26 protein-coding genes are annotated in these 24,699 nt (G+C 58.0%); 14 read left to right on the top strand and 12 right to left on the bottom strand.

The features are described from left to right. The 4 genes from soxX to LSG25_RS11080 all read left to right on the top strand — a co-directional run bounded on the left by soxX (nucleotide 1) and on the right by LSG25_RS11080 (nucleotide 3,597). Nucleotides 1–654 carry a sulfur oxidation c-type cytochrome SoxX gene (soxX, locus tag LSG25_RS11095; protein WP_232740994.1) on the top strand — a complete coding sequence of 218 codons (654 nt, stop codon included), beginning with the start codon at nucleotides 1–3 and terminating at the stop codon, nucleotides 652–654. A gap of 63 nt (nucleotides 655–717) precedes the next feature. After that, on the top strand, nucleotides 718–1,221 hold the full coding sequence (locus LSG25_RS11090; protein WP_232740993.1) for a TlpA disulfide reductase family protein: 504 nt from the start codon (nucleotides 718–720) through the stop codon (nucleotides 1,219–1,221). A gap of 162 nt (nucleotides 1,222–1,383) precedes the next feature. Then, on the top strand, nucleotides 1,384–3,093 hold the full coding sequence (gene soxB, locus LSG25_RS11085) for a thiosulfohydrolase SoxB (protein WP_232744658.1): 1,710 nt from the start codon (nucleotides 1,384–1,386) through the stop codon (nucleotides 3,091–3,093). An 81-nt stretch (nucleotides 3,094–3,174) separates the two neighbouring features. Beyond that, the gene (locus LSG25_RS11080; RefSeq protein WP_232740992.1) at nucleotides 3,175–3,597 is read left to right on the top strand and encodes a DsrE family protein; all 423 of its coding nucleotides are present in this window, start codon (nucleotides 3,175–3,177) and stop codon (nucleotides 3,595–3,597) included. 7 nt (nucleotides 3,598–3,604) lie between these two features. Here the strand turns inward: LSG25_RS11080 and glp are convergent, their stop codons facing one another. From glp to LSG25_RS11050, 6 genes are all read right to left on the bottom strand, one after another. Next, the gene (glp, locus tag LSG25_RS11075; RefSeq protein WP_232740991.1) at nucleotides 3,605–4,810 is read right to left on the bottom strand and encodes a gephyrin-like molybdotransferase Glp; all 1,206 of its coding nucleotides are present in this window, start codon (nucleotides 4,808–4,810) and stop codon (nucleotides 3,605–3,607) included. Between the two features lie 26 nt (nucleotides 4,811–4,836). After that, a complete protein-coding gene (gene moaB / locus LSG25_RS11070) occupies nucleotides 4,837–5,358 on the bottom strand; it encodes a molybdenum cofactor biosynthesis protein B (protein WP_232740990.1) in 522 nt (173 codons plus the stop codon). 12 nt (nucleotides 5,359–5,370) lie between these two features. Beyond that, on the bottom strand, nucleotides 5,371–5,844 hold the full coding sequence (locus LSG25_RS11065; protein ID WP_232740989.1) for a molybdenum cofactor biosynthesis protein MoaE: 474 nt from the start codon (nucleotides 5,842–5,844) through the stop codon (nucleotides 5,371–5,373). A gap of 4 nt (nucleotides 5,845–5,848) precedes the next feature. Beyond that, on the bottom strand, nucleotides 5,849–6,100 hold the full coding sequence (locus tag LSG25_RS11060) for a MoaD/ThiS family protein (protein WP_232740988.1): 252 nt from the start codon (nucleotides 6,098–6,100) through the stop codon (nucleotides 5,849–5,851). Further along, the gene (moaC, locus tag LSG25_RS11055) at nucleotides 6,081–6,578 is read right to left on the bottom strand and encodes a cyclic pyranopterin monophosphate synthase MoaC (protein ID WP_232740987.1); all 498 of its coding nucleotides are present in this window, start codon (nucleotides 6,576–6,578) and stop codon (nucleotides 6,081–6,083) included. The genes LSG25_RS11060 and moaC overlap by 20 nt, the downstream gene beginning before the upstream one ends. A 152-nt stretch (nucleotides 6,579–6,730) precedes the next feature. Beyond that, nucleotides 6,731–7,123 (bottom strand): hypothetical protein, encoded by a 393-nt coding sequence (locus LSG25_RS11050; protein ID WP_232740986.1) that lies wholly within the window; start codon nucleotides 7,121–7,123, stop codon nucleotides 6,731–6,733. A gap of 236 nt (nucleotides 7,124–7,359) precedes the next feature. Here LSG25_RS11050 and LSG25_RS11045 point away from each other — a divergent pair, with 236 nt between their 5' ends. Together LSG25_RS11045 and LSG25_RS11040 are read left to right on the top strand one after the other, a co-directional pair. Then, nucleotides 7,360–7,863, top strand: a complete 504-nt coding sequence (locus LSG25_RS11045) for a peroxiredoxin (protein WP_232744657.1) — start codon at nucleotides 7,360–7,362, stop codon at nucleotides 7,861–7,863. Nucleotides 7,864–7,877: 14 nt separating this feature from the next. Next, the gene (locus tag LSG25_RS11040; RefSeq protein WP_232740985.1) at nucleotides 7,878–9,185 is read left to right on the top strand and encodes an MFS transporter; all 1,308 of its coding nucleotides are present in this window, start codon (nucleotides 7,878–7,880) and stop codon (nucleotides 9,183–9,185) included. 3 nt (nucleotides 9,186–9,188) lie between these two features. Here the strand turns inward: LSG25_RS11040 and LSG25_RS11035 are convergent, their stop codons facing one another. Then, entirely contained in the window at nucleotides 9,189–10,037 is an 849-nt protein-coding gene (locus tag LSG25_RS11035; RefSeq protein ID WP_232740984.1) for a DMT family transporter, read from the bottom strand. A gap of 19 nt (nucleotides 10,038–10,056) precedes the next feature. Next, on the bottom strand, nucleotides 10,057–11,085 hold the full coding sequence (bioB, locus tag LSG25_RS11030) for a biotin synthase BioB (RefSeq protein WP_232740983.1): 1,029 nt from the start codon (nucleotides 11,083–11,085) through the stop codon (nucleotides 10,057–10,059). Between the two features lie 337 nt (nucleotides 11,086–11,422). Here bioB and LSG25_RS11025 point away from each other — a divergent pair, with 337 nt between their 5' ends. Continuing rightward, nucleotides 11,423–11,827: a thioesterase family protein gene (locus tag LSG25_RS11025; RefSeq protein ID WP_232740982.1), complete on the top strand. Its 405-nt coding sequence runs from the start codon at nucleotides 11,423–11,425 to the stop codon at nucleotides 11,825–11,827. A gap of 210 nt (nucleotides 11,828–12,037) precedes the next feature. Here the strand turns inward: LSG25_RS11025 and LSG25_RS11020 are convergent, their stop codons facing one another. The 4 genes from LSG25_RS11020 to LSG25_RS11005 all read right to left on the bottom strand — a co-directional run bounded on the left by LSG25_RS11020 (nucleotide 12,038) and on the right by LSG25_RS11005 (nucleotide 15,606). Then, nucleotides 12,038–12,946, bottom strand: coding sequence for a DMT family transporter (locus LSG25_RS11020; RefSeq protein ID WP_232740981.1), 909 nt, complete (start codon nucleotides 12,944–12,946; stop codon nucleotides 12,038–12,040). Between the two features lie 208 nt (nucleotides 12,947–13,154). After that, complete coding sequence (locus LSG25_RS11015; RefSeq protein ID WP_232740980.1) at nucleotides 13,155–13,727, bottom strand: helix-turn-helix domain-containing protein; 573 nt, start codon at nucleotides 13,725–13,727, stop codon at nucleotides 13,155–13,157. Between the two features lie 67 nt (nucleotides 13,728–13,794). Then, the gene (locus tag LSG25_RS11010; protein WP_232740979.1) at nucleotides 13,795–14,577 is read right to left on the bottom strand and encodes an aldolase; all 783 of its coding nucleotides are present in this window, start codon (nucleotides 14,575–14,577) and stop codon (nucleotides 13,795–13,797) included. Between the two features lie 57 nt (nucleotides 14,578–14,634). Beyond that, nucleotides 14,635–15,606, bottom strand: a complete 972-nt coding sequence (locus tag LSG25_RS11005) for a Bug family tripartite tricarboxylate transporter substrate binding protein (protein ID WP_370635853.1) — start codon at nucleotides 15,604–15,606, stop codon at nucleotides 14,635–14,637. Between the two features lie 1,369 nt (nucleotides 15,607–16,975). On the opposite strand from LSG25_RS11005, the gene LSG25_RS11000 reads away from it, so the two are divergent. The 7 genes from LSG25_RS11000 to LSG25_RS10970 all read left to right on the top strand — a co-directional run bounded on the left by LSG25_RS11000 (nucleotide 16,976) and on the right by LSG25_RS10970 (nucleotide 24,690). Next, the gene (locus LSG25_RS11000) at nucleotides 16,976–18,391 is read left to right on the top strand and encodes a PLP-dependent aminotransferase family protein (protein ID WP_232744655.1); all 1,416 of its coding nucleotides are present in this window, start codon (nucleotides 16,976–16,978) and stop codon (nucleotides 18,389–18,391) included. Between the two features lie 46 nt (nucleotides 18,392–18,437). Then, complete coding sequence (locus LSG25_RS10995; RefSeq protein WP_232740978.1) at nucleotides 18,438–19,115, top strand: nitroreductase family protein; 678 nt, start codon at nucleotides 18,438–18,440, stop codon at nucleotides 19,113–19,115. A gap of 326 nt (nucleotides 19,116–19,441) precedes the next feature. After that, nucleotides 19,442–20,398, top strand: coding sequence for a tripartite tricarboxylate transporter substrate binding protein (locus LSG25_RS10990; protein WP_232740977.1), 957 nt, complete (start codon nucleotides 19,442–19,444; stop codon nucleotides 20,396–20,398). Between the two features lie 61 nt (nucleotides 20,399–20,459). Continuing rightward, nucleotides 20,460–21,482 carry a membrane dipeptidase gene (locus LSG25_RS10985; RefSeq protein WP_232740976.1) on the top strand — a complete coding sequence of 341 codons (1,023 nt, stop codon included), beginning with the start codon at nucleotides 20,460–20,462 and terminating at the stop codon, nucleotides 21,480–21,482. A 68-nt stretch (nucleotides 21,483–21,550) separates the two neighbouring features. Next, nucleotides 21,551–22,582, top strand: a complete 1,032-nt coding sequence (locus LSG25_RS10980; protein WP_232740975.1) for a tripartite tricarboxylate transporter substrate binding protein — start codon at nucleotides 21,551–21,553, stop codon at nucleotides 22,580–22,582. A gap of 89 nt (nucleotides 22,583–22,671) precedes the next feature. Then, nucleotides 22,672–23,694: a membrane dipeptidase gene (locus LSG25_RS10975; protein ID WP_232740974.1), complete on the top strand. Its 1,023-nt coding sequence runs from the start codon at nucleotides 22,672–22,674 to the stop codon at nucleotides 23,692–23,694. A 15-nt stretch (nucleotides 23,695–23,709) separates the two neighbouring features. Next, nucleotides 23,710–24,690: a tripartite tricarboxylate transporter substrate binding protein gene (locus LSG25_RS10970; protein WP_232740973.1), complete on the top strand. Its 981-nt coding sequence runs from the start codon at nucleotides 23,710–23,712 to the stop codon at nucleotides 24,688–24,690. Nucleotides 24,691–24,699 lie beyond the last annotated feature (9 nt).

Genomic DNA, 24,699 nt, shown 5'->3' with positions numbered 1-24,699 from the left:
ATGAAAAAATCAAAATTCGCACCCTTTGCCGCGATGGTCGCGTTGTCGGCCGCATCGGTTTCCGTCATGGCCGCGGAACATGCCGTCAAGGTAGACCACAAGGCCCTGGTGGCCGAGCTCAAGGCTTCGTTCTCCGAGAAGGGAACCGCCAAGCTGGATCGCCTCGACCAATCGCCCATGCAACAGGTTTGCTCGCAAGCCGGCTTGTCAGGCAAACCGCTTACCAAAGAGCAGGCCGCCGCGATTACCAAAGAAGCCCTGGCCAGTATCAAGGCGCCGGCCGACGGGCAGTATCTGGGCAACTGGAAAGCCGGGGAAAAAATCGCCCAGAGCGGCAAAGGCCTGCAATACACCGACAAGCCGGGTTCGAGCAGCGGCGGCAATTGCTATGCCTGTCACCAGATGACCAAGGCGGAAATCTCGTACGGCAATATCGGCCCGTCGCTGTTGCACTACGGCACGCAGCGCGGAAATTCCAAACAGGTCGTCGAATACACCTGGAACAAGGTCTACAACTCGCATGCGTATAGCGCCTGCTCGGTGATGCCTCGTTTCGGGGCGGCGGGCATTCTCACCGAGGCGCAGTTGAAAGATGTCATGGCCTTGCTGTTCGATCCCAAGTCGCCGGTGAATGACGATACGGTCAAGCCGTGATTCCTTGGCTCCCGCGGCTTGCGCCGCGGGAGCCCGAGCAGCTTATCGAAGGATGTGCGAAATATGTGGCAAAAAAGATTTGCTGCAACCCTGTTGGGGATAGCGGGACTGCTGTCTGCCGGGCTTGCACGGGCCGAGCCGGTCGTGGGCGATGCCATCGATTTGCCGGCCGTAACCTTGCTCGATGGCCGGCATTTGGCGGAAGGCTATTTTCGTGGCAAGCCGGTCATCGTGGAGTACTGGGCTTCATGGTGTCCATTTTGCGGGCGGCAAAATCCCTATCTGCAAAAGCTGACGCTCGAAGCCCAAAAAAAGGGCCTCGAAATCCTTACCGTAAGCATCGACCGCAAAGAATCGGCTGCCAAGGATTATCTCCAGAAGCATCGCTACACTTTTGCGGCAGCCATGGAAACCCCAGAGCTGCTCAAGGTATTCGGCAAGCGCAAAGTCATCCCCCAGATCTTCGTTATCAAGGCCGACGGCAAGCTGGCCGAGGTCATCCCCGGAGAAATGTTCGAAGAGGATGTCCTCGACCTTATCAAGTATGCCCCCAAGGCGCCTGGTTGATGCTCGGCCTTGCGCGGTTCCGGTGCCGCGCCTGACCAGGGCACCCTGGCTTATTGGCAGACGTTCACACGCAATGCGGCATTCCAGGGAAGTGCGGCCAAACGCCGGGCTTTGCGCCTTCAGGCAGGTGCTCTCCAATTTATTTTTGAATGGTTTTTCATGATCAGTCGTCGCGAATTTCTACAAGTTTTGGCCATCGCCGCCGCGGGCGGCATGAGCTTATCTCATTCAGCGCGGGCTGCCGAGCAGGCCGCCAAGGATTTTTACGATCTGCCGAAATTCGGCAATGTGAATCTGCTGCATTTCACCGATTGTCACGCGCAGCTCCTGCCGATTTATTTTCGCGAGCCCAGCGTCAATTTTGGAATTGCCGATGCGAAGAATCAAGCGCCTCATCTGGTGGGCGATTATTTCCTGAAAAAATACGGCCTGGCGTCGGGATCCGCGCAGGCCTATGCGTTTTCCTGTGTGGATTTTGAAAATGCCGCCAGGCACTACGGCAAGGTAGGCGGTTTTGCGCACTTGGCCACGCTGGTCAAGCAAATGAAGGCCAGTCGCCCGGGTGCCTTGCTGCTGGATGGCGGCGATACCTGGCAAGGCTCGGCAACGGCCTTGTGGACCAAGGCCCAGGATATGGTGGATGCCAGCCTGGCGCTGGGCGTCGATATCATGACGGCGCATTGGGAGTTCACCCTGGGCGCCGAGCGCGTAAAGGAAGTGATCGAACATGACTTCAAGGGCAAGATCGATTTCATTGCCCAAAACATTGAAACGGCCGATTTCGGCGATCCGGTGTTTCCGCCGTATTCCATGCGTGAAATGAACGGCATCAAGTTTGCCGTGATTGGCCAGGCGTTTCCCTATACCCCCATAGCCAATCCCCGCTATATGGTGTCCGAGTGGACCTTTGGCATACAGGAAGCCAATTTGCAGAAGGTCATCGACGAGGTGCGCGGCAAAGGGGCGCAGGCCGTCGTGCTGTTGTCGCACAATGGCATGGATGTCGACCTGAAGCTGGCCTCGCGCGTGCATGGGCTGGATGCGATTCTGGGTGGCCATACCCACGACGGTGTGCCCGAGCCTGTGCTGGTGTCCAATTCAGGCGGCAAGACGCTGGTCACCAATGCCGGCAGCAACGGCAAGTTCCTGGCCGTGCTGGACTTCGACGTCAAGAACGGCAAGGTTGCCGATTTCCGCTACAAGCTGATGCCGGTGTTCGCCAATTACCTGGCGCCCGATGCGGCCATGACGGCGCTTATTGAAAAATCGCGTGCGCCGTTTGCCGCGAAGTTGGCCGAGCCTCTGGCGCAGACCGACGATACCTTGTATCGGCGCGGCAATTTCAACGGCACATTCGATCAACTGATTCTGGACGCCCTGATGGCCGAGAAAGGGGCCGAGATCGGGTTTTCACCCGGCTTCCGCTGGGGTACCAGCCTGTTGCCGGGCGCCACCATTACGATGGAGCACTTGATGGACCAGACGGCCATTACGTATCCGTACACGACCTTGAACGAGATGCCGGGCAGCCAGATCAAGACCGTACTGGAAGACGTGGCCGACAATCTGTTCAATCCCGATCCTTATTATCAGCAAGGCGGCGACATGGTGCGTGTGGGCGGCATGCATTACAGCATCGAGCCGGGCAAGCCCGCCGGTCACCGCATCGGCGACATGAGCCTGAACGGCAAGCCGATTGAAGCCGACAAGGTATATAAAGTGGCCGGTTGGGCGCCCGTGGCCGAAGGCGTGAAGGGCGAGCCTGTCTGGGAGGTTGTGGCCCGTTATCTGCGCGACCGGAAAACCATCAAGTCCCTGACATTGAACGAGCCTATCGTCAAGGGTATGGCAGGCAATCAGGGCAAGGTGTGACGGCCCGTCGAAATCGACAGTACATTTTTTCAGCTATGTTTAACGTATATTTTCCATGCATTCCAATCCGGAGAAAAAACCATGATCAAGAAAATCCTCGCCCTCGTCATTAGCCTGGGCGTACTGGGTTTTGCCAGCGCCGCTTTTGCGGCGGACCCTGTCCCGCGTGTCGTCTACCACATCAATGATTCCGAGCATCAGGCCCTGGGCGGTTTGCGCAATATCCGCAACCAGCTGGACACGGCCCCCAATACCAAGATCGTTGTCGTGGCGCACGCCTTGGGGGTGGATTTCCTGATGAGCAATTACAAGGACGCCGCCAAGGTCGATCCGCTGATCTCGGCCCTGGCTGCGCGCGGAGTCGATTTCGAGGTTTGCGAAATCACGCTCAAGAACCGCAAGCTCAAGAAAGACGATTTCATCATGGAAGCCAACTTCACTCCCTCGGGCGTCGTGCGCATTACCCAGTTGCAGAACCAGGGCTATGCGTATCTGAAGCCTTGAGGGGGCGTCAGGCCAGCCAGTACCGGTAATCGTAATAGGGCACGACGGCGTCGTTGCCCACCGCGGTATTGACGCGGATGCGCGCAAAACCGCTGGCCCATGGCAATGAGCTGATAATGCCCGAGCCTTGTTTGTCGTAAGGAACAAGCCCGGGTATCTCATGCGGCGTCGGTTCGGCGCGCACACGCAGGAATTCTTCGCGTGTTTCCTTGAATTCTCTTGATGTTTTCAGTCGGCCCCAATGAACCGGCGGCAGAATTTCGGCACGGCCCTGCATAGTGCGTATTAGGGGCGTAACCAGCAAGGCGAAAACGCTGAAGGCCGAGACGGGATTGCCTGGGAGGCACACGATGGGTTTGCCGCGAGCGTGCGCCAGGGCCACCGGTTTGCCGGGTTTCATGCAGACGCGCCAAAGGTCGAGCGTGCCGCCGGCCTGTTCGATGGCGGGTTTGACCAGGTCTTTTTCACCGACCGAAACCCCGCCTACGGTCAACACCAGATCGCAGTCCTTGAGCAGTGTATTCAGGGCTTTCTGCAGGGAGGCGCTGGTGTCGAGCGCGTGCAGCACATGTACGACCCGGGCGCCCAGCTTATCGGCCAGCACGGCCAGCATGGGGCCGTTCGAGTTGTAGATATGTTCGTTCTTGCGGGGCTGGCCGGGGAACACCAGCTCGTCTCCGGTCGTCAGGATGCCCACCTTCAAGCGCGGATAAACCGGCAGTTCGATGATTCCCTGCGAAGCCAGCAGCGCGATTTCCGCTGCGCCAAGCAGGGTACCGGCCGATAGGATGGTCTGGCCCGCACGCACGTCTTCGCCCTGCTTGCGGACATGCGAACCCTTTTTGGGTTCCTGGCGGATATCGACGGCATTGTCGATCTCGTGGCAATCTTCCTGCATGATGACGGTATCGGCTTCGGCCGGCATCAGGCTGCCGGTGAACAGGCGTATGGCCTGGCCTTGCTGCAAGGGTTGCGGCTGCTCGCCCGCAAAACAGCGTTGCTGGATGGACAGCCGCCGGCCGGCATGATAGTCGGCGTAGCGTATGGCATAGCCGTCCATGGCGCTGTTGTCGGTGGGAGGCAAATCAAGCGTTGCAATGACGGGGCGGGAAAGTACGCGCCCCGCGGCTTGGTATAGCGGGCAGTTTTCGGTGTCTTTGGGGCGTTTGCCGGCTTCGGCCAGGCGGGTTTGGGCTACGTCGAAATCAAGCATGGTATGGGGGTGGATGGCAAGAGAAATTAGCGGGCCTGGTAGTGAGTACCGAAATTACAAGGACGGTGGGTGCTGTCGAGTTGTTGGCGGATGATACCTTCCCAGGCGGTCTTGCATGCATTGGTCGAGCCGGGCACGCAAAAAATAAGCGTATCGTTGGCTGAGCCCGCGAAAGCATCGGATTGCAGGGAGGAGGTGCCGATTTCCAGGTACGACAAATGCCGGAACAGTTCGCCGAATCCCGCGATGCTCATGTCGAGCAAAGGCGTAATGGCGGCGGCGGTGGATTTCTGGTGCGTGAAGCCGGTGCCGCCGTTGGTGATAATGATCTGGATGTTTTCATCGGCGATCCAGTCGCTGACGATTTGCCGGATCTGGTATAGATTGCCCTGGCTGAGCGCCCGCCTGGCGCAGCGGTGGCCGTCGGCCTGCAGGCTGGCGGCCAGGTAATCGCCCGAGGTGTCGTCGTCGGCGGTACGCGAGTCGGAAATGGTCAGGACGGCGCAGTTCAAAATGACCCGGGGCTTATCGGCGGACGCTTTGCTCACAATACGGTTTCCTTAAGTAGAAGTGGGGGTGCTGTCTTCCCATTGCCCGGTTTTGTCGGCGTCTGCCTGGCGCTGCTGCACCCAGAAGCTTTCGCCGCTGGCCAGTGTTTCGCGTTTCCAGAACGGCGCACGGGTTTTCAGGGCATCGATAATATACTCGCAGGCCCTGAATGCGTCAGTACGATGGGCACTGGCGACCGCGACAAAAACAATCTGTTCTTTATAGTGCAGCTTGCCGAAGCGATGTACCACCAGGCTTTCGTGCGCGTGCCAGCGTGCCTGGGCCGAAGCGCAGATGGCCTCGATTTCGCGTTCGCACATGCCGGGGTAGTGCTCCAGAAACAGGGTATGGGTGGCGGCGTCGTCGGCATAGTCGCGCACGTATCCGGTAAACGTGACGAGCGCGCCGGTTTTGCCGGCGGTGCGCTGGCGCAAACCCGCAGTCAGTTCGGCGGTATCGAAATCGGCTTCTTGCACAATGACCATGATGTCAGCCTCCGGTAACCGGTTCGAATACGGCGACCTCGTCGCCCGGCTGTATCAGGCTTTGATGATCCACATGGTACTGATTGACCGCCAGCTTCAGGCGGCCGGTTGGCGCCAGTTGCGGATAGCGGCCTTCGAGCTCGCGCAGCCAGTCGGTGCCGCTGAGGGCGTGGCTGAGCGGCCAGGATTCCTGGCGGATTCGGGTCAGGTCTGCAACCCGGGCGAAATACAGAACCTTAATTGCCGTGCCATTCACCGCTTTTACCCCCCGATTTGTAGCTTAGCCTGATTGTTTCCAGAACAATGCCCTTGTCGGCCGCTTTACACATATCGTAAATCGTCAGGGCGGCTATGCTGCAGGCGGTCATGGCCTCCATCTCGACGCCGGTTTTGTAATCGGTGCGGCAAGTGGCCTTGATTGCGATGGCATGATCGGCGTCGTTCAAAAAGAATTCGATCCCCGCAAAGCTAAGCGGCAGGCTGTGGCACAGGGGTATAAGCTCGGCGCAGCGCTTGGCTGCCAGAACGCCCGCGACCCGGGCTGTGTTGAGCACTTCGCCCTTGCCGTTTTCGTGTGCCGTCAGGAGCCGATAGGCGGCGGCGCTCATGCGCACACGCCCTTCGGCGACAGCCGTACGCTGGGTGGGTGTCTTGCTGCTGACGTCCACCATGCGGATTTGTCCGGATTCATCGATGTGGCTGAGTGCCAGCTCGGCCGATTGCGTTTCGCTCATGGGTATGGGCCCAAAGAGGCGCCAGGCGCCATGGTTCATAGAGTTTTCAGGGTGCGTCCGTTCTGTGCAAAGCGGCGCGCAGACCCATCATAACCCTATGATATACGCAATATTCAAGCGATTCGAGCCGGTCCGGCCCGGCGATGTTTTTTTCAGGTATCCAGCGCGTTCTTGACGATTTGGTAATCGATGCTTTTGTCGCGATGAAAGCCGGTGAGCAGGCGCTCGCCCTTGGCGCTGGTCAGGTTGCTGCGGTCTGTGACGAGCTTCTTGCCTTCGATCATGCCTTGCTCGAACATGGCATCGAATTGTTCGATCCGGGCGCCATGTTCCGACGCGTAGCGCGTCAGGTGGGCGCGCGCGGTGTTGCGATGCTTGTCGAGATCTTCGTCGCAGACGCCCATCGCATCGGCTGCGCCATTGGTGGCGCCGGACATGAGCACCCATTGATCGATGGAAATATCGGGATCCAGACTCGAAGCGGCATAAGCACTGCCCAATAGGGCCATGGATAAAATGGCCGCGGAAAGCTTAGGTAGTATCAAAATAAACTCCCTATGAAAATATGGCTTCAATATCGAAGCAACATTGTTGTGAGAGTCATTTTGGCCGATAAAGTTTACTGAATCGTGAAGGAAAGGTATGAAAATGTATCGGCTTGTGCGAGGCTTCGATGAAAATTGCCGGGTGCGGCCATAAACCGCCGGCATCGTCGTATGATTACGAAATCCGGCACGGCTGAGTGTCCGACGAACCGTGGGAAGCCCCACAGGAGACTATGATGTCCATTAAAGTAGGCGAGCGCGTACCCGACGCGACATTGAGCGAATTTTTTGAAACAGAAACCGAGGCATGCAGCGTCGGCCCCAATAATTTCCAGGTTGCCGATCTGGTCAAGGGTAAAACCATTGCCCTGTTTGCCGTGCCGGGCGCATTCACGCCCACCTGCTCGAATAAGCACTTGCCGGGCTATCTCGAATTGAGCGACCAGATCAAAGCCAAGGGTGTCGACGAGATCTGGTGCGTGTCGGTCAACGATCCCTTCGTGATGGGCGCCTGGGGCAGGGATCAGCGGGTGGCCGGCCGGGTTCGCATGCTGGGTGACGGCAGCGCCAACTGGACCCGCAAGCTGGGACTGGAAATGGATCTGTCTGCCCGCGGCTTGGGTGTGCGTTCGCAGCGCTACTCGGCAATCCTGAAAGACGGTGTGGTCAAGCAGCTCAATCTCGAGGGCAGCGGCGAATTCAAGGTAAGCGACGCGGCCACCTTGCTGGGTCAGCTTTAATCCGTTTTTCCTTTATGTTCAAGTCGGTTGCCTCGTTTTTTTCCCTGTACCTCGCCATCCTTTTGCTGCAACTGGGCGCTGGCTTATTCAATACGTATATAGGTTTGAGGCTGACGGCGACGTCGGTGTCCGAGGTTTGGGTGGGCGCCCAGATCGCCGCCTACTATCTGGGGCTGGTTTTCGGCGCGCGCATAGGCCACAAGCTTATTATCCAGGTCGGGCACATACGCGCCTATGCCGCTACGGCAGCGATCGTTACGGTAATGGTGCTGGCCCAGTCGTTGATCGACAATCTGTGGATATGGCTGGGGTTTCGTTTTATTGCCGGGATCGCCATGGTTACGCAGTTCATGGTGATCGAAAGCTGGCTTAACGAGCAAACCGAGAATCATCTGCGCGGCCGTGTATTCGCCTTTTACATGGTGTTCTCCGGTCTGGGCACAGTGTCGGGCCAATTGGCCCTGACCCTGTTCCCGCATCTGAATTACGAGCCCCTGGTTTTTGTGGCCATATGTTCGGCCCTGTGCCTGGTACCCATAGCGCTGACGGGCAGGCTGCATCCGGCCATGCAGAAGCCGGCTCCGATCCTGATCAAGTATTATCTTTCCCGTGTGCCGATGTCGCTGCTGGTGTTTTTCATTGCGGGCAATATCAACGGCGCATTCTACGGCCTGGCGCCGGTGTATGCGGCCAAAGAGGGTTTCTCGAGCGCGCAGGTTGCCGTGTTCCTGGCCGCCGCAGTGGCTTCGGGCCTGGTGTCCCAGTGGCCCATGGGTTGGCTGGCCGATCGCCTCAACCGGGCCGGCCTGATACGCATCAATGCCTGTCTGCTGCTCGCGTTGACACTTCCCTTATGGGGCTGGTGGCAGTTTCCGTTGTGGGCCCTGTTGCTGTTTTCCTGCGCTTTTGGTGTGCTGCAATTCACCTTGTATCCCCTGGGGGCCGCATTTGCCAATGACAATGTCGATCCGGAGCGCCGGGTTGGCCTGAGTGCCATTTTGTTGATGGTTTATGGCGTGGGCGCCTGTCTGGGACCCTTGTTCGTCGGCGCACTGATGCGGCAATTCATGCCCAGCATGTTTTACGTTTTCGTGTCGTGTTGCGCGCTGATCCTGATTGTTTTCGTCAGGCCGAAAAAAGTGACCGGCGCCCATCTCAGCGACGATGCCCCCACCAATTTTGTCCCTATGGCCGATAGCCTGCAAAGCTCGCCCGTGGCGGCGGTGCTCGATCCGCGGGTCGACGTCAACAGCGATATCTCCCGGGACCCCTTGTTGTCCCAGTATGAGGAGGCTGCGGCAGCAGGCAAGGAACGGGCTTAGCGCTTATCGCGGGACAAGGATCAGGATGGCAATTATCGCCAGGGCGACACCCGTGGCGTTCAGCCACGAAAGCTTTTCTTTGAAAAAGCCCGCGCCGACCAGCGTGCCCAGTGAGATCACACCGATATTCATGGCTGAGAATACCAGGGTGGGGTTGTTTGGGAAGACCTGGTGCGAGCGAATATAAAAATAGATATTGCCGAAATTGAGCAGGCCCAGGATCAGGCCGGCCACGATGTTGCGCAGGCTCCACGAGCCGCGCCGGACAAGCAGGTATAGAAGCATCAGCACGCCGGCCAGTACAAAGGTGACGAACAGGCTGCTGGAGAACACGGCACCGCTTTTGGCCAGTTGCTTGAACAGGATATCGATGGTGCCGTAGCCCACCCAGACGCACAGGAGCAGGCCTATCGATTTGCCGACTTCACCCGAGCTGTCCCTGCTCCGGGGGCGGATCAGCAGGCAGACCAGCGCGATCAGGGCCAGCGCTATGCCCAGCAGCTTGGCGGTGGAATGCGCTTCGCCAAAAAGCAGGAACGCGGCAATCAGCGGAAGGAACAGCGACAAACGCTGCGCGGCGTCGCTCAACACGATGCCGGCATGCCGGACTGCGCCCGCCATGGCCAGGAAAATACTGGGCAGCAGCACGCCAAGCGCAATCAGGACCCACCAGGGAGTCGTGGGCTTCATAAGTGAAGCGGGATTGGGCTGCAGGATAAACAGACACAGGCAGGCCGCCACCAGGTAATTGACGGCGATGGCCTGGCCGATTTCAATTTTTTGCTGGCGCGCCACTTTCAGCAGCACCGATACAGCAACGCTGCACCCTACACTGACAATCAAGGTATACATATATTTGAGGCGGGGCAGGTTAAGCGTTGGCGGATTGGGTGCGGGCGGTGTGGTGCGTGGCGGCCTGGCCGACGGCATGCAGGCCCATCCGTTCGAATAGGGCCCGGTCTTCCATCAACTGCGGGTTGCCGGTGGTCAGCAGTTTTTCCCCGTAGAAGATCGAATTGGCCCCCGCCAGGAAACATAGGGCCTGGGTGGTGTCGCTCATGGCTTCGCGGCCCGCCGACAGGCGTACAACAGTTTTGGGCATGGTGATGCGGGCGACGGCAATAGTACGGATGAATTCAAATGGGTCGAGTGCCGGTGTGTCGTATAAGGGCGTACCTTCCACCTTGACCAGATTGTTGATGGGAACCGATTCGGGGTAGGGTGCGAGATTGGCCAACTGCGCAATCAGGCCGGCGCGCGCCGGCCGCGATTCGCCCAGCCCCACGATGCCGCCGCAGCATACATTCAGGCCCGCCGAACGGACCCGCTCGAGCGTATCGAGCCGGTCCTGATAGGTGCGCGTGGAAATGATCTCGCCATAAAACTCCGGCGATGTGTCCAGATTGTGGTTGTAGTAATCCAGACCCGCCGTTCTCAATTGCTCGGCCTGGCCGTCTTTCAGCATGCCCAGCGTCACGCAGGTTTCCAGCCCCAGGCTTTTCACGGCGCTTACCATTTCAGCCACCGCATCGATGTGGTGGGCCTTGGGCGAACGCCATGCCGCACCCATGCAAAAGCGCTGCGCGCCGCCGGCCTTGGCCTGGGCGGCGGCTTCAATCACCTGCTCCAGGGGCATGAGGGCATCTTTCTCCACGGCCGTGTCGTAACGCGCCGATTGGGGGCAATAGGCGCAATCTTCCGGGCAACCCCCGGTCTTGATCGACAGCAGGCTTGAGAGCTGGACGGCGTTCAGTTCATGGTGCGCGCGATGCACGGTTTGTGCCTGATGCAGCAAGTCGAGCAGGGGCAATTCGTAGAGATCCAGAATATCCTTGACGGTCCAGTGCTGCGTCGATGAAGCGGCAACGGAGGGGGCGATAGAAGAAAGCGGTGCGGTCATGGGCATGGCTGGAAGCCTTATATGTGATTGTCAGGCATGGTAAGGGGCGGCAATGCGCATGTGCAAGGGAGCGAAGGCGTGAGGGATATCGGCAGTAGAGCGGTATTGATGGTTAATTGGCCGAATTTATGGCCTAAGAAGTGGAACAATGTACCAAGTAAGGCTATTTCCCTCTGGCTTTAAAATCGTATCGAGTTGAAACGGTGCACCGCTTTGTTGCCGCAGGGCCTTGCAAGTGACGCGGGCCTTGCATGCCGGCCTGGTGTCGGGATTTTACGCGCAGAAGATCGTGCCGCAAACAGCTATCATCTTTGTTTTGAAATGGAGAAAGCGGCCCATGATGCAGTTCGAGCGCAACCTGACCATAGAGTGGGGTGATTGTGACGAGGCGGGGATTGTGTTTTACCCGAATTATTTTTACTGGTTCGATTGCACTTATCAGGGCATGCTGCGCAGCAAGGGTTTGAGCCAGCGCGAAATTCGCGCCCGTTATGGGGCGGTGACGCCGCTGGTTGATGTGGGGGCGAGTTTTCGTTCGCCGATACGCTACGACGACGTCATCACCATAGAGGCCGATTTGCAGGAGTGGGCCGAGCGCCGCCTGCGCATAGGCTATACCGTCAAGTGCGGCGATCGCCTGGTAGCCACCGGCCATGAGCTGCGCGCCTGGGCGGTGGTCACTGCCGCAGGCGGGCTCAAAGGGGCGCCGATTCCCGATGATTTCAAAGTGCTGTTTGGCTGATTTCGGCTTGTGCGCGTTTTCGTTCTTAAGACGCGGGGGTGGCGGCTCAGGCAGGGTGGTGCTCGCCTCGTCCGGTCCTGGCTTTGCCAGGACTGCCCGCGCCCCAAACCCGGGTCGGGGCGGACTCAACGCTCGCTCACTCTGCCTGGGCCGCCACTTCCGCTTGCGTTGAGGTTTTTTGGGGGATTTCAGGGCTGACTTTTTGCGTGCTCATTGCCCAGGCCGCCTTGTGGCATAGCGGCTGGCGGCAATGACGATAACGATGAGTACGGCGAAGAGGTAGGTTACCGGGGCAACCTTCTCGCTGAACAGCCAGGCCGAGGCGAGCACCGTCAGGAACGGCTGGATCAGTTGCACCTGGCCGACGCGAGCGATGCCTCCGATGGCCAGCCCTTTGTACCAGGCGAAGAATCCCAGAAACATCGAGCCGAATGCCAGGTAGGCGAAGGCACCCAGCACGGCCGGCGATGGCCAGTGCGAGACGTGTGCCGCCAGATAAAAAGTCGGCAGGCTGATGAACGGCAGGCTTCCGATCAGGCACCAGCATATGGTCCGCCAGCCGCCCAGTGTGCGCGAGACGCGCCCGCCTTCGGCGTATCCCATGCCGCCGAATATGACTGCGGCAATCAGCCAGAGATCGCCGGCTTGCAGGCTGCCATGTCCGGCGTAGAGCGCGAACCCGGTGACCAACGCCGCGCCAACACACGCCCACAGCCAGAACGACCGCGCCAATCGCTCATGGCTGCGCCAGGCTCCGAACAGGGCGGTGGTAAGAGGCAGCAAGCCATTGAACACGGCTCCGTGCGAGGCCGGTACCGAAAGCATGGCAATGGTGGAAAAAATGGGCCAGGCTGCGACCACGCCCACGGCGGCCAGGGCTATGCCGCGCCATTCGGCGCGAGTGGGGCGGCGGCTGCGGCTTAGCCAAAGAATCAGTCCGGCGGGAATGGCCGCTATCCACGCTCTGCCTAGTCCAATCAGCAAGGGGTTTATTTCGGCGACGGCCAGGTGCGACATGGGCAGGGTCAGCGAAAAAATCAGTACTCCGATTATTCCGTAACCATAGCCTCCCGAATAATGAGGCAGGGAAGTGGCTGGTGCGTTTGCAAGGCTTGTCATGGTGGCGGGTGCGATGTGTGTGTGTCGAGGCCTGGAATTTCCAGTGGCGGCGCATACACTTTATATATGTTTCCTGATACAGTACCTATACAGTTAACCATATCACTTTATAACTGGCCTGGTTGTTTAACCATTACAGCGGCCATGGGATCGCAGATTTGAACCGCCCGTGGCAGGTGCGAGATAGCTCTGTACTCTGTATATATCTTTACTGGGCTTTGGCGGTTGCATGCGTCGTTATAACGAGCACTTCAGCCATGACTCGGCCGACAGTTCTGATTCGATGTGGAAATTCGGCATCGAAATAAACCGAGTCGCCGCAATCCAATCGATACTCGCGTTCGCCTACATTTACTTCCACCGCGCCTTTCAGTACGAGCATGAATTCTTCGCCGGGATGGGGAAACACCGATGTTAGATCGGGAAACACCCGGGGCGGATAAATAATGAAAGGCTCCATTGCCTTTATCTTGCGGCGGCCCGCCATGGATTGATAGCGGTAGCTGCTTCCTTCGCCTCGACGTAGAAGAGGCTCGCGTTCCGCCACCCTCACTACGCTGACGATTTCGTCCTGAGCAGCTTCGCCTGTTCCCAGAAGTTGTCCCACGCTAATTTGATAGGCATCGGCCAGACGCAGCACCGTTGAAATGGATGGCTCACTGATTCCTCGTTCGAGTTTGGATAGGTAGCTTTTGGTCAACCCTGTATTCCGGGCCAGTTGCTCCAGGGAGAATGATTGTTGTCGTCGCAAAGTTTTTAGGCGATGGGGTAGGTCGGTCATGGGCATGCAAGGTGTAGGACTCTTGAAACATGCCCCATTCTAATCCCTGATTTGGGCCGAACAAGATTCAACTGAGGGTATCGGGGTGATTGCGCAGGGCTTGGCGAGCGTGATAGAAAAAACCTGCTTGAGAACGCTTGGGCGTTAGTATCCAGTCGTGAGCTTCCTTCCCAAGCGCTTCAGGTATAGGCTGGATTTTACCGGCCGCCATGGCGAGCAACTGCATTTTGGCCGCGCGTTCAAATTGCAGCGATAGCTCGCACGCCTCCTCGATAGTCGTCGCGGCGACAAGCATTCCATGGTGCGATAACAGGATTGCCCGCTTGTCGCCAAGCGCCGCACTGATGATTTCTCCTTCTTCGTTACCAACAGGCACGCCGGGCCAGGTTTTCAGAAACGCCACATCGTCATATAGAGTGCAGTTATCCATATGAGAAACTTCAAGCGGAACTTCAAGCATGGATAGCGACGCCGCGTGCAGAGGATGGGTATGAACAATGCATTGAACGTCCGGTCGATTCTTGTACACCCAGGAATGGAAGCGATTGGCCGGGTTCGCCATGCCGTTGCCTTCCAGCACATTCAAGTCCTGGTCGACGAGTAAAACATTGGATGCTGTTATTTCGTCGAACCCCAGGCCGAGTCGTTGTGTGTAATAAGTGCCTGCTTGTTCGGCACGTGCGGTGATTTGCCCCGCGAGGCCGGAGTCGTGGCCGCCGTCAAAGAGAATTCTGCATGTAAGCGCGAGACGCTCTCGGGCTGTCCAGGAATGTGTTTCGAGTTGACTCTGCATTTCCTTTTTTGCGCGTGTAATCAACTGGTCCTTTGACAGGGTCATGGTTTCAAACATTAGTAATCTCCGATAGAAATGACTGCACAGTGAATGCGGGCAAAACGCTGCATGGGCCTAATTGATTTTAATGTTGGCGCGTTTGACAATGTCTACCCATTTCGCCTTTTCTTGTGTCATAAACTTTTTGTACTCATCGGGCGCGCCGGTATAAGCTTGTGTGCCTTGCTTGGCCATGGTGTCGCGAAGTACGGGGTCGGCCAGAGTCTTTTGCAGTGCTTCATTCAGTTTCTTTACGATGTCGGGAGGTGTTCCTGTCGGGGTGTACAGGGCATTCCACGAACTGATTTGCAAAGCCGGGTCACCCACTTCGGCACTGGTGGGAACGCCTTGCGCCGATGGCAATCTGCTGGGGGATGCGATCGCCAAGGCTCGTAGTTTGCCTGCGGTGACATGCGGCATGATGACGGTAATTGCATCCAGTACGATATCGACTTGCCCTCCGACAGCCGCATTGACCGCTTCGCTGCCGCTTTTGAACGGGATATGCAAAATATCGATGCCGGTAGTCAACTTGAGGAGTTCCAGTCCCAGGTGCGGAGAACTGCCTATTCCAGCCGATCCATAATTTAGTGTTTTTGGATGAGCTTTCGCATAGGCAATGAACTCAGCAAATGTTTTAGGTCCGAGGTCGGCCCGCACCGCTAATACATAGGGCGAGCCGGAGATCATCCCAACGGGCTGAAGCTGTTTATCCGGGTTGTAGTTGATTTTGGACATAATGAGCGGATTGACTATTTGTGTCCCTACTGTGCCCATGAAAAGCGTATAGCCGTCAGGTATCGAATTCGACGCAAGCTGCGCGCCGATGACCCCGCCCGCGCCTGGGCGGTTGTCGATGATTATGGTTTGCTGAAGGGTGTCGCCCATTTTTTTCCCAAGGTGACGCGCAATGATGTCCGTGATGCCGCCTGCACCAAAAGGCACGATGAGGCGTATGGGGTGATCTGGGTAGGCGGCATGTGTTGGGGCTCCGGCAAATGCTGAAATGGCGATTGCGGCAGTGAGCAGGGTCTTGATTGAAAACACGGTGTCTCTTCCTGTGCTGTTATAAAAGTCAAAGTATGTAAAAGACACATTGTGTCCTTTAGGAAACTTAATGTCAACAAGGCTTCAGGCTGTGATGAAAACATAAATATGTGTTTTGTCCGGCGCATCAATAGATGTTGCTGGCGCATTTTTGGTTCGAGTGTTTAGGACACTGGACGCGTTTCAGTCGATTTTTTGAGCGCTGTTTTTAGGTTTGAGCTGCTGGTACGCGCTTGAATGATGAGGTTGGACGGTGCGTTGCTGTGTTTGCTGTGTAGGCGGCGGTTAATTCTATAAAGACGCCGCAGGGTGGGCGGTGCTGTGCAGTCCGGCACGTCCAGCGGTCGTGGTGCTACGCACCCCGACTACCCGGGTCTGCCTCGTCCAGGCGGGCGTCGGGCCAACTCGCAGTGCCTCGCGCGCGAGGCACTGCTCAGACAGGGCCCGCCGAAGGCCCCCGCCTTCCCTTCGTCAGCACCCGGCGCTGGACTACCGCCGGACTGCACAGCACCGCCCACCCTGCGGCTTGCGTTGAGGTAATGCATCGGGGTATACGTTGGGGAAGCCGCGTTGAGCCAATCACAGGCTGCGTTGAGGCGTCGGGCGCATAGTAAATCCAGGGTTTGGCACATCGTGATGTAGTGGCCATGTGATAGAGGCATAAGTGCTGGCACGTTACCTGTTCTATGGGTACAGGCCCATAACGGTAGATGCAAGCAAGTTGATTCCAGGCAAGCCCTAACGTGAGCCGTCTATCGGGGATAGGGTCAGGGCCGGCGTAAGGCGTGCGCCGGATGCTACCGTAGGGAAGGCGGGGGCTTTCGGCGGGCCATGTTTGAGCGCAGCCGCGCCAGCGGCGTAGCGAGTTTGGCCCGACGCCCGCCTGGACGAGGTAGATCCGGATGAAGCACGCCGTGCCGGTCCTGACCCTATCCCCGATAGACGGCGTCTTTAAATACCAAAACCGTAAATACCAAAGCCACCAAAACATCGAATGCCGTAAACACTCGAATCCTGTAAACAACCCGAGCCAAAAACCCGCTAGTGAAAAAAGGTATAGCTAAAATAAGCTCCCACCCAACGAGGCGCCGCAATGACGGGGTTTGGCCTGGTTTATGCAGGGCGGCGACTAGCGATGGCCGGGGTAGGCTTTGTTTAAGGGTGGTTTCTGATACAGTGCTTATATAGTTTCATGCCGCTTCCGAGTTGGCTGATTGCATGGCCATCATGTTGAACAGTTCAACGGGGCTGAGTCTGTTTTGCAGCATCAAGCGGCGCCTTTTGTGGCGGATTTCTTGCAATGTCCTCCTTTTCTGCTTTTTCTACGGCCGTACCGTCTGATCTGCCTGCGCAAGGGGACGATCCAGCCATGGGTTCGATAGCCACCGCCTGGCGCCCGGTAAAAGGAGCCAGCCAGACGCTGGTCGAGCAGATCGCCCAGCATATGGCGCAGCGCATGGACGAGCAAGTCTTGCGTACGGGACTGCGCCTGCCGTCCATCCGGGCGCTGGCCCAATCGCTGGGTGTCAGTCGTTTCACTGTCGTCGAGGCTTACGATCGTCTCATGGCGCTGGGTCTGATCGAGTCGCGCCGCGGTTCGGGGTTTTATGTCGCGGCGAGAAAATCGCACGCCCCGCTTTTATCCAAAGAACAGGCGGCCGCATCCCTGCCGGGCCGCATGGATGTGGATTGGCTGCTGCGTACCTTGTTTCAGCAACCTGAGAACCCGGGTGTTCCGGCCGAATGGCTGGATGCCGATCTGGTGTTGTCGGCGGTCCTGCAAGTGCGGCGCACGGTAGGCCAGGGCTTGCTGGCCTATGGCAAGCCGCAAGGCTACGAACCGCTGCGCCGGCAGATCTCGGCCGATCTGAACCGGGCGGGAATCGGTGCCCATCCCGAGCACCATTTGCTGACCACTTGCGGCGTCACGCACGCGCTGGACCTGATTATTCGTCATATGGTGCGGCCGGGCGACGTAGTGTTGGTCGAAGATCCCGCCTGGTACCTGGTGTTTGCAAGGCTGGCCGCGGCGGGCGTGACGGTGCTGGGCGTGCCGCGCGCGCCCGACGGCCCGGATCTGGCCCGGCTGGAACATCTCGCCGCCAGCCACCAACCCAAGCTGCTGATCGTGAATACGGCGGTACACAATCCTACCGGCTATACCCTGTCCATGGGCAAGGCCTACGAGATCTTGCGTCTGGCCGAAAAATACGATTTCGCCATCATCGAGGATGACACTTATAGCGAATTGAGCGCCTCGCCGCCTGTGCGCCTGGCCGCTCTGGATCAATTGAACCGGGTGCTGCTCGTGGCCGGCTATTCGAAATTGCTGGCCGCCAGCCTGCGGGTAGGATACATCGCCGCGGCGCCGCAACGGATACACGCGCTGGGCAACCTGAAAATGCTGGCCGGCATGACTTCGCCGGAATTCACCGAACGCATTGTGTATCGGGTTCTGGCCGATGGCCATTACCGGCGCCATATCGAACGGGTCCGGGCGCGGGCCGACGCGGCCCGGACCCTGTGCCTGAAAAGCCTGCGCCGCCTGGGCCTGCAGCCTGAGCACCCGCCGGAGGCGGGACTCTTCGTCTGGGTCGATTGCGGCCAGGACACAGAACCGCTGGTGCGCCGCCTGGCGCAAAATGGCCCTTTGCTCGTACCCGGCTCGCTGTTTTCGCCCGCCCAGGCGCTCTCGACATTCCTGCGCATACCCGTTTCGCTAGGCGAAAGCAGGGCATTCTGGAAGTTGTTCGAGGAATGCCTGGGGGTGGCAAGGGAGGTATGATGATTCGATCAAATCGAGCCGTTTGCAAGAAAGGATGAACCGGGAAATGGATACGTTTGAAATCATTGAAGATGCAATAACCTCGCGGAAAAGCGTCAGGGGGTTTTTACCGAAAGCAATCGATATGAGCCTGGTCGAAAGGATCCTCGCCGCGGCGGCCTATGCGCCCAGCGGCAGCAATATCCAGCCATGGAAGGTGCATGTGGTGACCGGGTCAAAGCGCGATGAGCTTTCAAGCGCACTGGTCGAAGCGCATGATCGAAAAATACCCGAAAACCGGGAGTATCAGTACTACCCGGTGGCATGGCGCAGCCCTTATATAGAAAGGCGGCGCGAAACGGGCTGGGGCCTGTATGGCACGCTCGGCATCCAGAAGGGAGACAAGGACGCCATGGCGCGGCAGCACGGAAAAAACTTCCTGTTTTTTGGCGCTCCCGTCGTGCTTATTTTCACTATCGACAACGACCTGGAAAAAGGCAGTTGGCTCGACTATGGCATGTTTCTCCAGAACATCATGGTGCTGGCCCGCGGCGCCGGCCTGCATACTTGCCCGCAGGCCGCCATCGCGAACTACCCGGGTATCGTCAAGGAAGCGCTGGGCATAAGCGACAGTCAGACGCTGGTTTGCGGCATATCGATGGGCTATGAAGACAGCGGCTGCGTGGCAAATCAGTTCCGGACCCGTCGCATGGATCTGGATGAGTTCGTGACTTTTTGCGCGTAGGATGGCTGCGGTGGAAGGCTAAAACCGCAGCAATTTCACCTTGGAAGCGGCCGGCACGGTCGCCGAAAATTCATAGCGATTGGGTATGTCGTATACGTGCGGCTTGAAGCCGCGCGCCTCTTGCGCCACATGGCTTCTGGCCCATCATGGTATGTCACGCTATTAAAGAAAATAATACCAAGCAGTAATTTGGCTCATGCAGTTTGTGAGTCAGGATGGGGCAATCTATAGTAAAAACTCCTTGTTCAAGCCCATTGTCCGCTTTTTTTTCAGGAAAAAAATTTGTGAAAATGCAGCCTCCCAATGCGACGAGGCGGGCAGTAAGTATGCTCGCCGCGCTACTTGTAATGTTTGGCTCGTCCATGGTGCGGGCCCAGACTCCAGGCTGGCCCGCCGATCCGATAAAACTGATCGTTTCGTATCCGCCAGGCAGCGGCACAGATACGACCGCCCGGGTTCTGGCCGAGCGTATGTCTCTTAGCCTGGGGCAACAGGTCATCGTGGAAAACCGGCCAGGCGCAAGCGGCAGGATAGGCACGCTTTCGGTAGTGCGGGCAAAACCCGACGGCTATACCCTTTTATTCGGCACAGGCGCCGAACTGACCGCGGCGCCTATTACCGTTAAGTCGCTGGCTTACGATCCTCTCAAAGATCTGCAGCCTGTCATGTTGATCAGCAAAAGCCTGGGAATGGTGGTGGCATCGCCTAAATTTGCGCCCAACACATTGAGCGAATTGGTCGCCGATGCCAAGGCCCATCCCGGAAAGTTGAATTACGGCTCGGGTGGGCACAATTCGATTCCGCATCTCCTGGGCCAACAATTCAATTTTGCTGCGGGAATCGAGACGACTCATGTTCCCTATAAAGGGGGCGGCCCTATGCTCATCGATCTGACCAGCGGGTTGTTGCAATATGCCTTCAGTTCTCCGGGAGCCTCGCTGGTCTATGTCCAGACTGGAAAGCTCAAGGCGCTGGCCATCGCGGCGCCGCACCGTTTGCCGGCACTGCCTGATGTTGCGACGATGGATGAGCAGGGATTTCCTGGTTTCGATAACGGCACTTGGTTCGGGCTGCTTGCACCTGCCCATACGCCTGCGGCGATCATTACCCGTTTGCATGTTGTGTTGCAATCCGCTTTGGCCGCGCCGGAAGTCCGCAAGACGCTCAAGGATCTATACATCCAGCCAATCGCCAGCACGCCGGAAGAATTCGGCCGTTTCCTGCACTCCGAAACCGATCGGTATCGGCGGCTTGCAGCCCAATTGGGCATCAAGCCCGAGTAGGGCGGCGTACTGCGACGCCGTGTCGCTCGCCATCCGATATCCATTTCAAGGAATATTCGTCATGCAAGGATTTTCAGCCATTCCACAGGCCGGTAGCGAAGCAAAGCGCTTTACGCAGGAAACATTTGTTTTCGATTGCCTATCGCTATTCTATGTCCTGGACGAACCCTGGGCCGAACGTTGCTTACAGGCGGGAGTGAATGCGGCGAATGTCACGTTCGGCACCGACCAGAGCTGGGACGATGCGTTGCGCAGCTTCGATGTCGGCCTGGAAAAGATAGCCAAGAGCCCTTATCTTGCGCTGGCGACAAACCGCGCACAGATCGACTCGGCGCGTAAGCAAGGCCGGCTGGCGGTCATTGTCGGCACGCAAGGGTCGGCCATGGTCGATCTGGATTTTCACCGGCTGCGTACCATGCATCGTCTGGGCATGCGCTATTTCGGCCTGGCCTATACGGGCGCAACCTTATTTGCCGACGGCTGCGGCGAACGGCGCGATGCGGGGCTCACCTTTGCCGGTGAGGAATTGATTGATGCCGCCAATGAGCTCGATCTCATTCTTGATCTGTCGCATGCGGGGCATCGCGCCCGGGCCGAAGGCGCAGCCAGGGCGAAATACCCCGTCTGCACACACTCCAATGCCTATAGCGTCAATGCCAACGACCGCAATACCCACGATGAAACAGCTCAGCTAATCCGCGAAAAAGAAGGAATTATGGGCCTGTGCGGCCTGCCTCGCAGCGTCAGGGCCGCCGACCCGACGCTCAACGACATGCTCGATCATGCAGAACACTGGATACGCATAATGGATATCGATCACGTCGGCATTGGGCTCGACTTCACGGAAGCCTACCAGGAAAGCGGCAGCCTATTGCCCGCATCCCTGCGGTGGCGCACATTGCGTCCGGACATCTTCGGCACTCCGGATGAGTTTCTCTCTCAACGCTACTCGAAAGGGCTCTCCACCATACTCGAATTGGCCAATCTGACCCAGGGTATGTTCGATCGCGGCTATACGCCCGAGCAGACCGCGGCGGTGCTTGGCGGCAACTGGCTGCGTCATTTCACTTCGGTTTATGGCTAGCGCCGCCAGCGGCTGTTTGAGCTCCAATGAAACAGCCTGCTGTTTGTCGCCTGTCAACGGAGATACCTATGTTCTTGCGATACTCCGCCCCTCGTGGCGGTCCAGGCATTGTTTTTGGAGGCTGCTTCGCGTTATGTCGCCGCCTGTTGTTTGCCGGCATCGTGGCGATAGCAATGGCGCCTGGTATTGGCTTGGCGGCGAAGTGGCCCATGAAACCCATCAAGCTCGTTATTCCCTACCCTCCGGGTGGAGGTACCGATTTGGTTGCGCGTCTTCTGGCGGCGGAATTGTCTCAGCGCCTGGGTGAGACCGTAGTGGTCGAAAACCGGGCCGGGGCCGGAGGCCGGATTGGCGCGCAGTTTGTTGCGCAATCGGCCCCTGACGGGTATACGCTGCTTTTCGGCACTGGCGCGGAATTGACGATAGCTCCCTCCACGGTCGCATCGATGCCTTATGATCCGGCCAAGGATTTCGAGCCAATCAGTCAAATCGGCAAAGGGCCGTACATACTCGTTGCCTCCACCATGTTTGCGCCGAATACCTTGGCCGAATTGATTGCGTATGCCAAGGCTCATCCCGGCCAAGTCAATTATTCATCGGGGGGCGTTTTTTCCGCCCCTCATTTGCTGGGCATGCAATTCAATCTGGAAGCCGGAATGGATACAGTACACGTCGCCTATAAGGGTAGCGGCCCGTCGCTGGTGGGCTTGATGGGCGGGCAGGTGCAGTATACGTTCAATACTCCGGCCGTGACGCTGGACCTGATAAAGAATGGGAAGGTCAAGGCAATCGCGGTCGCCACCACGCAGCGCCTGCCCAAGCTGCCGCAGGTTCCGACCATGTCCGAGGCTGGATTGCCTGGATTTGTAGGCGGCTCGTGGTATGGCCTTTTGGCGGCTCGCGGTACGCCAAAAGCCATCATCGACCGGCTCAATGCCGAAACCGTACGGTTCGTGAATTTGCCCACGACGCGTCAAACGTTTCTGGATTTATACATAGAACCCGTTGGCGATACTGAAGGCGAGTTCGGTGGTTATATCCGATCCGAAATCGAACGGTATCGCAAGCTTGTAAAAGTATTGGGTTTGAAGCCGGAGTAGCGCCGCATACCGGTATTCAGTATGCGTGCGTGTCATCGGCGCAGGCGGCAAGATTTCCGATCCTTCAGTCGTCCACTTGGGAGAAAAGAGTGCGAGTATCTTTGGATGTTCCACAGGCCAATAGCGAAGCGAAGCGCTTTACGCAGGAAACATTTGTTTTCGATTGCCTATCGCTATTCTACGTCCTGGACGAACCCTGGGCCGAACGTTGCTTACAGGCGGGAGTGAATGCGGCGAACGTCACGTTCGGCACCGACCAGAGCTGGGACGATGTGCATCGCAACTTCGATATTGGCCTGGAAAAGATAGCCAAGAGCCCTTATCTTGCGCTGGCGACAAACCGCGCACAGATCGACTCGGCGCGTAAGCAAGGCCGGCTGGCGGTCATTGTCGGCACGCAAGGGTCGGCCATGGTCGATCTGGATTTTCACCGGCTGCGTACCATGCATCGTCTGGGCATGCGCTATTTCGGCCTGGCCTATACGGGCGCAACCTTATTTGCCGACGGCTGCGGCGAACGGCGCGATGCGGGGCTCACCTTTGCCGGTGAGGAATTGATTGATGCCGCCAATGAGCTCGATCTCATTCTTGATCTGTCGCATGCGGGGCATCGCGCCCGGGCCGAAGGCGCGGCCAGGGCGAAATACCCCGTCTGCACTCATTCCAATGCCTATAGCGTCAATGCCAACGACCGCAACACCAAGGATGAAACGGCGCGGGTGATCGGGCAAAAGGGCGGTGTCATGGGCGTGTGCGGCCTGCCGCGCAGCGTCAGGGCCGCCGATCCGACGCTCAACGATATGCTGGACCATGGCGACCACTGGATCCGTACCGTCGGCGTCGAGAACGTCGGTCTGGGCCTGGATTTCACCGAAGGCTACAAGGCCACGAAGCTGTTGCGTCCCCATACTGTGCGTTGGCGCACCCTGCGCCCGGATATCTTTGGCAGCGTCGACGACTTCCTGACTCAGGATTATCCGCGCGGCTTGGGCACGATTCTTGAACTGGCCAATTTCACCCAGGGTATGTTCGATCGCGGCTATACGCCCGAGCAGACCGCGGCGGTGCTTGGCGGCAACTGGCTGCGTCATTTTACTTCTGTCAATGGGTAGTCAACGGAGATGTCTATGTCCCTGCAACGCTGGTTAACAGTACTTGGAACCCTATGCATGCTGGCTGCTCCCGCAACAGGCACGGCGCAGGCAACCAAGTGGCCATCCAAACCCATCAGGCTCATCGTCGGTTATGCCCCTGGCGGCGGCACGGATGTTGCGGCGCGAATATTCGCAACGCAGCTGTCCCAGCAACTGGGTAAGGCCGTGGTTGTCGAGAACCGGCCTGGAGCGACCGGCAGAATCGGCACGAATCTGGTCGCCCGGTCGATGCCCGACGGATATACCTTGTTGTTCGGGACCTCCGCCGAGTTGACGATTGCGCCCGTGACGTCCGCCGCAATGACCTATGATCCTCTCAAGGATCTGACGCCGATTTCGCAAGTAGGCTGGCTGCCGAATATGCTGGTGGCGTCGACGTCTTTTCCCCCGAATACGCTGGCCGAGCTGATCACCTACGCGAAGGCGCATCCGGGCAAGGTCAACTACGGATCGGGTGGCCAGTATTCGCAGCCCCATTTGATCGGCCTGCGGTTCAATCTGGCCACGGGCATCAACACGGTGCATGTGCCTTATAAAGGTAGCGGGCCGATGATTTCGGATTTGATCGCCGGTCAGGTCCAGTATTCTTTCAGTTCGCCCCAGCCCATGGTCGACCTGATAAAGTCCGGCAAGCTGAAAGCCATATCGGTGCTCTCGCCAGACCGTTTGGCGACCATGCCGACGGTGCCGACCATGGCGCAGGCAGGCTTGCCGGGCTTCATCGATAGCAATTGGGTGGGTTTGCTGGCACCGCAAGGCACACCGCAGGAGGTCGTCGCGCGTTTGCATGCGGCAACGGTTGCGGCGCTGAAATCGCCGCAGTTGAAGCAAGCCTTCGGTAATCTGTACATTTTGCCCATTGGAGGAAGTCCGGACGAGCTGCTCCGATTCATGAAAGCCGAGATAGGCAAATACCGTGAGCTCGCAGCCGCCATCGGCCTGAAGCCCGAGTAAGACGATCGC

It is taken from the genome of Paralcaligenes sp. KSB-10 (genome assembly GCF_021266465.1).
Lineage (GTDB): Bacteria > Pseudomonadota > Gammaproteobacteria > Burkholderiales > Burkholderiaceae_B.
The sequence above is the reverse complement of the archived record's forward strand: the minus strand, read 5'-3'. Positions and strand labels throughout refer to the sequence as shown.

What these genes read in the sequence shown, in the direction of transcription:
- soxX (WP_232740994.1), top strand. Translation starts at nt 1, where the DNA reads ATGAAAAAATCAAAATTCGCACCCTTTGCCGCGATGGTCGCGTTGTCG.
- LSG25_RS11090 (WP_232740993.1), top strand. Translation starts at nt 718, where the DNA reads ATGTGGCAAAAAAGATTTGCTGCAACCCTGTTGGGGATAGCGGGACTG.
- LSG25_RS11080 (WP_232740992.1), top strand. Translation starts at nt 3,175, where the DNA reads ATGATCAAGAAAATCCTCGCCCTCGTCATTAGCCTGGGCGTACTGGGT.
- glp (WP_232740991.1), bottom strand. Translation starts at nt 4,810, where the DNA reads ATGCTTGATTTCGACGTAGCCCAAACCCGCCTGGCCGAAGCCGGCAAA.
- LSG25_RS11065 (WP_232740989.1), bottom strand. Translation starts at nt 5,844, where the DNA reads ATGGTCATTGTGCAAGAAGCCGATTTCGATACCGCCGAACTGACTGCG.
- moaC (WP_232740987.1), bottom strand. Translation starts at nt 6,578, where the DNA reads ATGAGCGAAACGCAATCGGCCGAGCTGGCACTCAGCCACATCGATGAA.
- LSG25_RS11045 (WP_232744657.1), top strand. Translation starts at nt 7,360, where the DNA reads ATGTCCATTAAAGTAGGCGAGCGCGTACCCGACGCGACATTGAGCGAA.
- LSG25_RS11040 (WP_232740985.1), top strand. Translation starts at nt 7,878, where the DNA reads ATGTTCAAGTCGGTTGCCTCGTTTTTTTCCCTGTACCTCGCCATCCTT.
- LSG25_RS11035 (WP_232740984.1), bottom strand. Translation starts at nt 10,037, where the DNA reads ATGTATACCTTGATTGTCAGTGTAGGGTGCAGCGTTGCTGTATCGGTG.
- bioB (WP_232740983.1), bottom strand. Translation starts at nt 11,085, where the DNA reads ATGACCGCACCGCTTTCTTCTATCGCCCCCTCCGTTGCCGCTTCATCG.
- LSG25_RS11025 (WP_232740982.1), top strand. Translation starts at nt 11,423, where the DNA reads ATGATGCAGTTCGAGCGCAACCTGACCATAGAGTGGGGTGATTGTGAC.
- LSG25_RS11020 (WP_232740981.1), bottom strand. Translation starts at nt 12,946, where the DNA reads ATGACAAGCCTTGCAAACGCACCAGCCACTTCCCTGCCTCATTATTCG.
- LSG25_RS11015 (WP_232740980.1), bottom strand. Translation starts at nt 13,727, where the DNA reads ATGACCGACCTACCCCATCGCCTAAAAACTTTGCGACGACAACAATCA.
- LSG25_RS11010 (WP_232740979.1), bottom strand. Translation starts at nt 14,577, where the DNA reads ATGTTTGAAACCATGACCCTGTCAAAGGACCAGTTGATTACACGCGCA.
- LSG25_RS11000 (WP_232744655.1), top strand. Translation starts at nt 16,976, where the DNA reads ATGGGTTCGATAGCCACCGCCTGGCGCCCGGTAAAAGGAGCCAGCCAG.
- LSG25_RS10995 (WP_232740978.1), top strand. Translation starts at nt 18,438, where the DNA reads ATGGATACGTTTGAAATCATTGAAGATGCAATAACCTCGCGGAAAAGC.
- LSG25_RS10990 (WP_232740977.1), top strand. Translation starts at nt 19,442, where the DNA reads ATGCTCGCCGCGCTACTTGTAATGTTTGGCTCGTCCATGGTGCGGGCC.
- LSG25_RS10985 (WP_232740976.1), top strand. Translation starts at nt 20,460, where the DNA reads ATGCAAGGATTTTCAGCCATTCCACAGGCCGGTAGCGAAGCAAAGCGC.
- LSG25_RS10980 (WP_232740975.1), top strand. Translation starts at nt 21,551, where the DNA reads ATGTTCTTGCGATACTCCGCCCCTCGTGGCGGTCCAGGCATTGTTTTT.
- LSG25_RS10970 (WP_232740973.1), top strand. Translation starts at nt 23,710, where the DNA reads ATGTCCCTGCAACGCTGGTTAACAGTACTTGGAACCCTATGCATGCTG.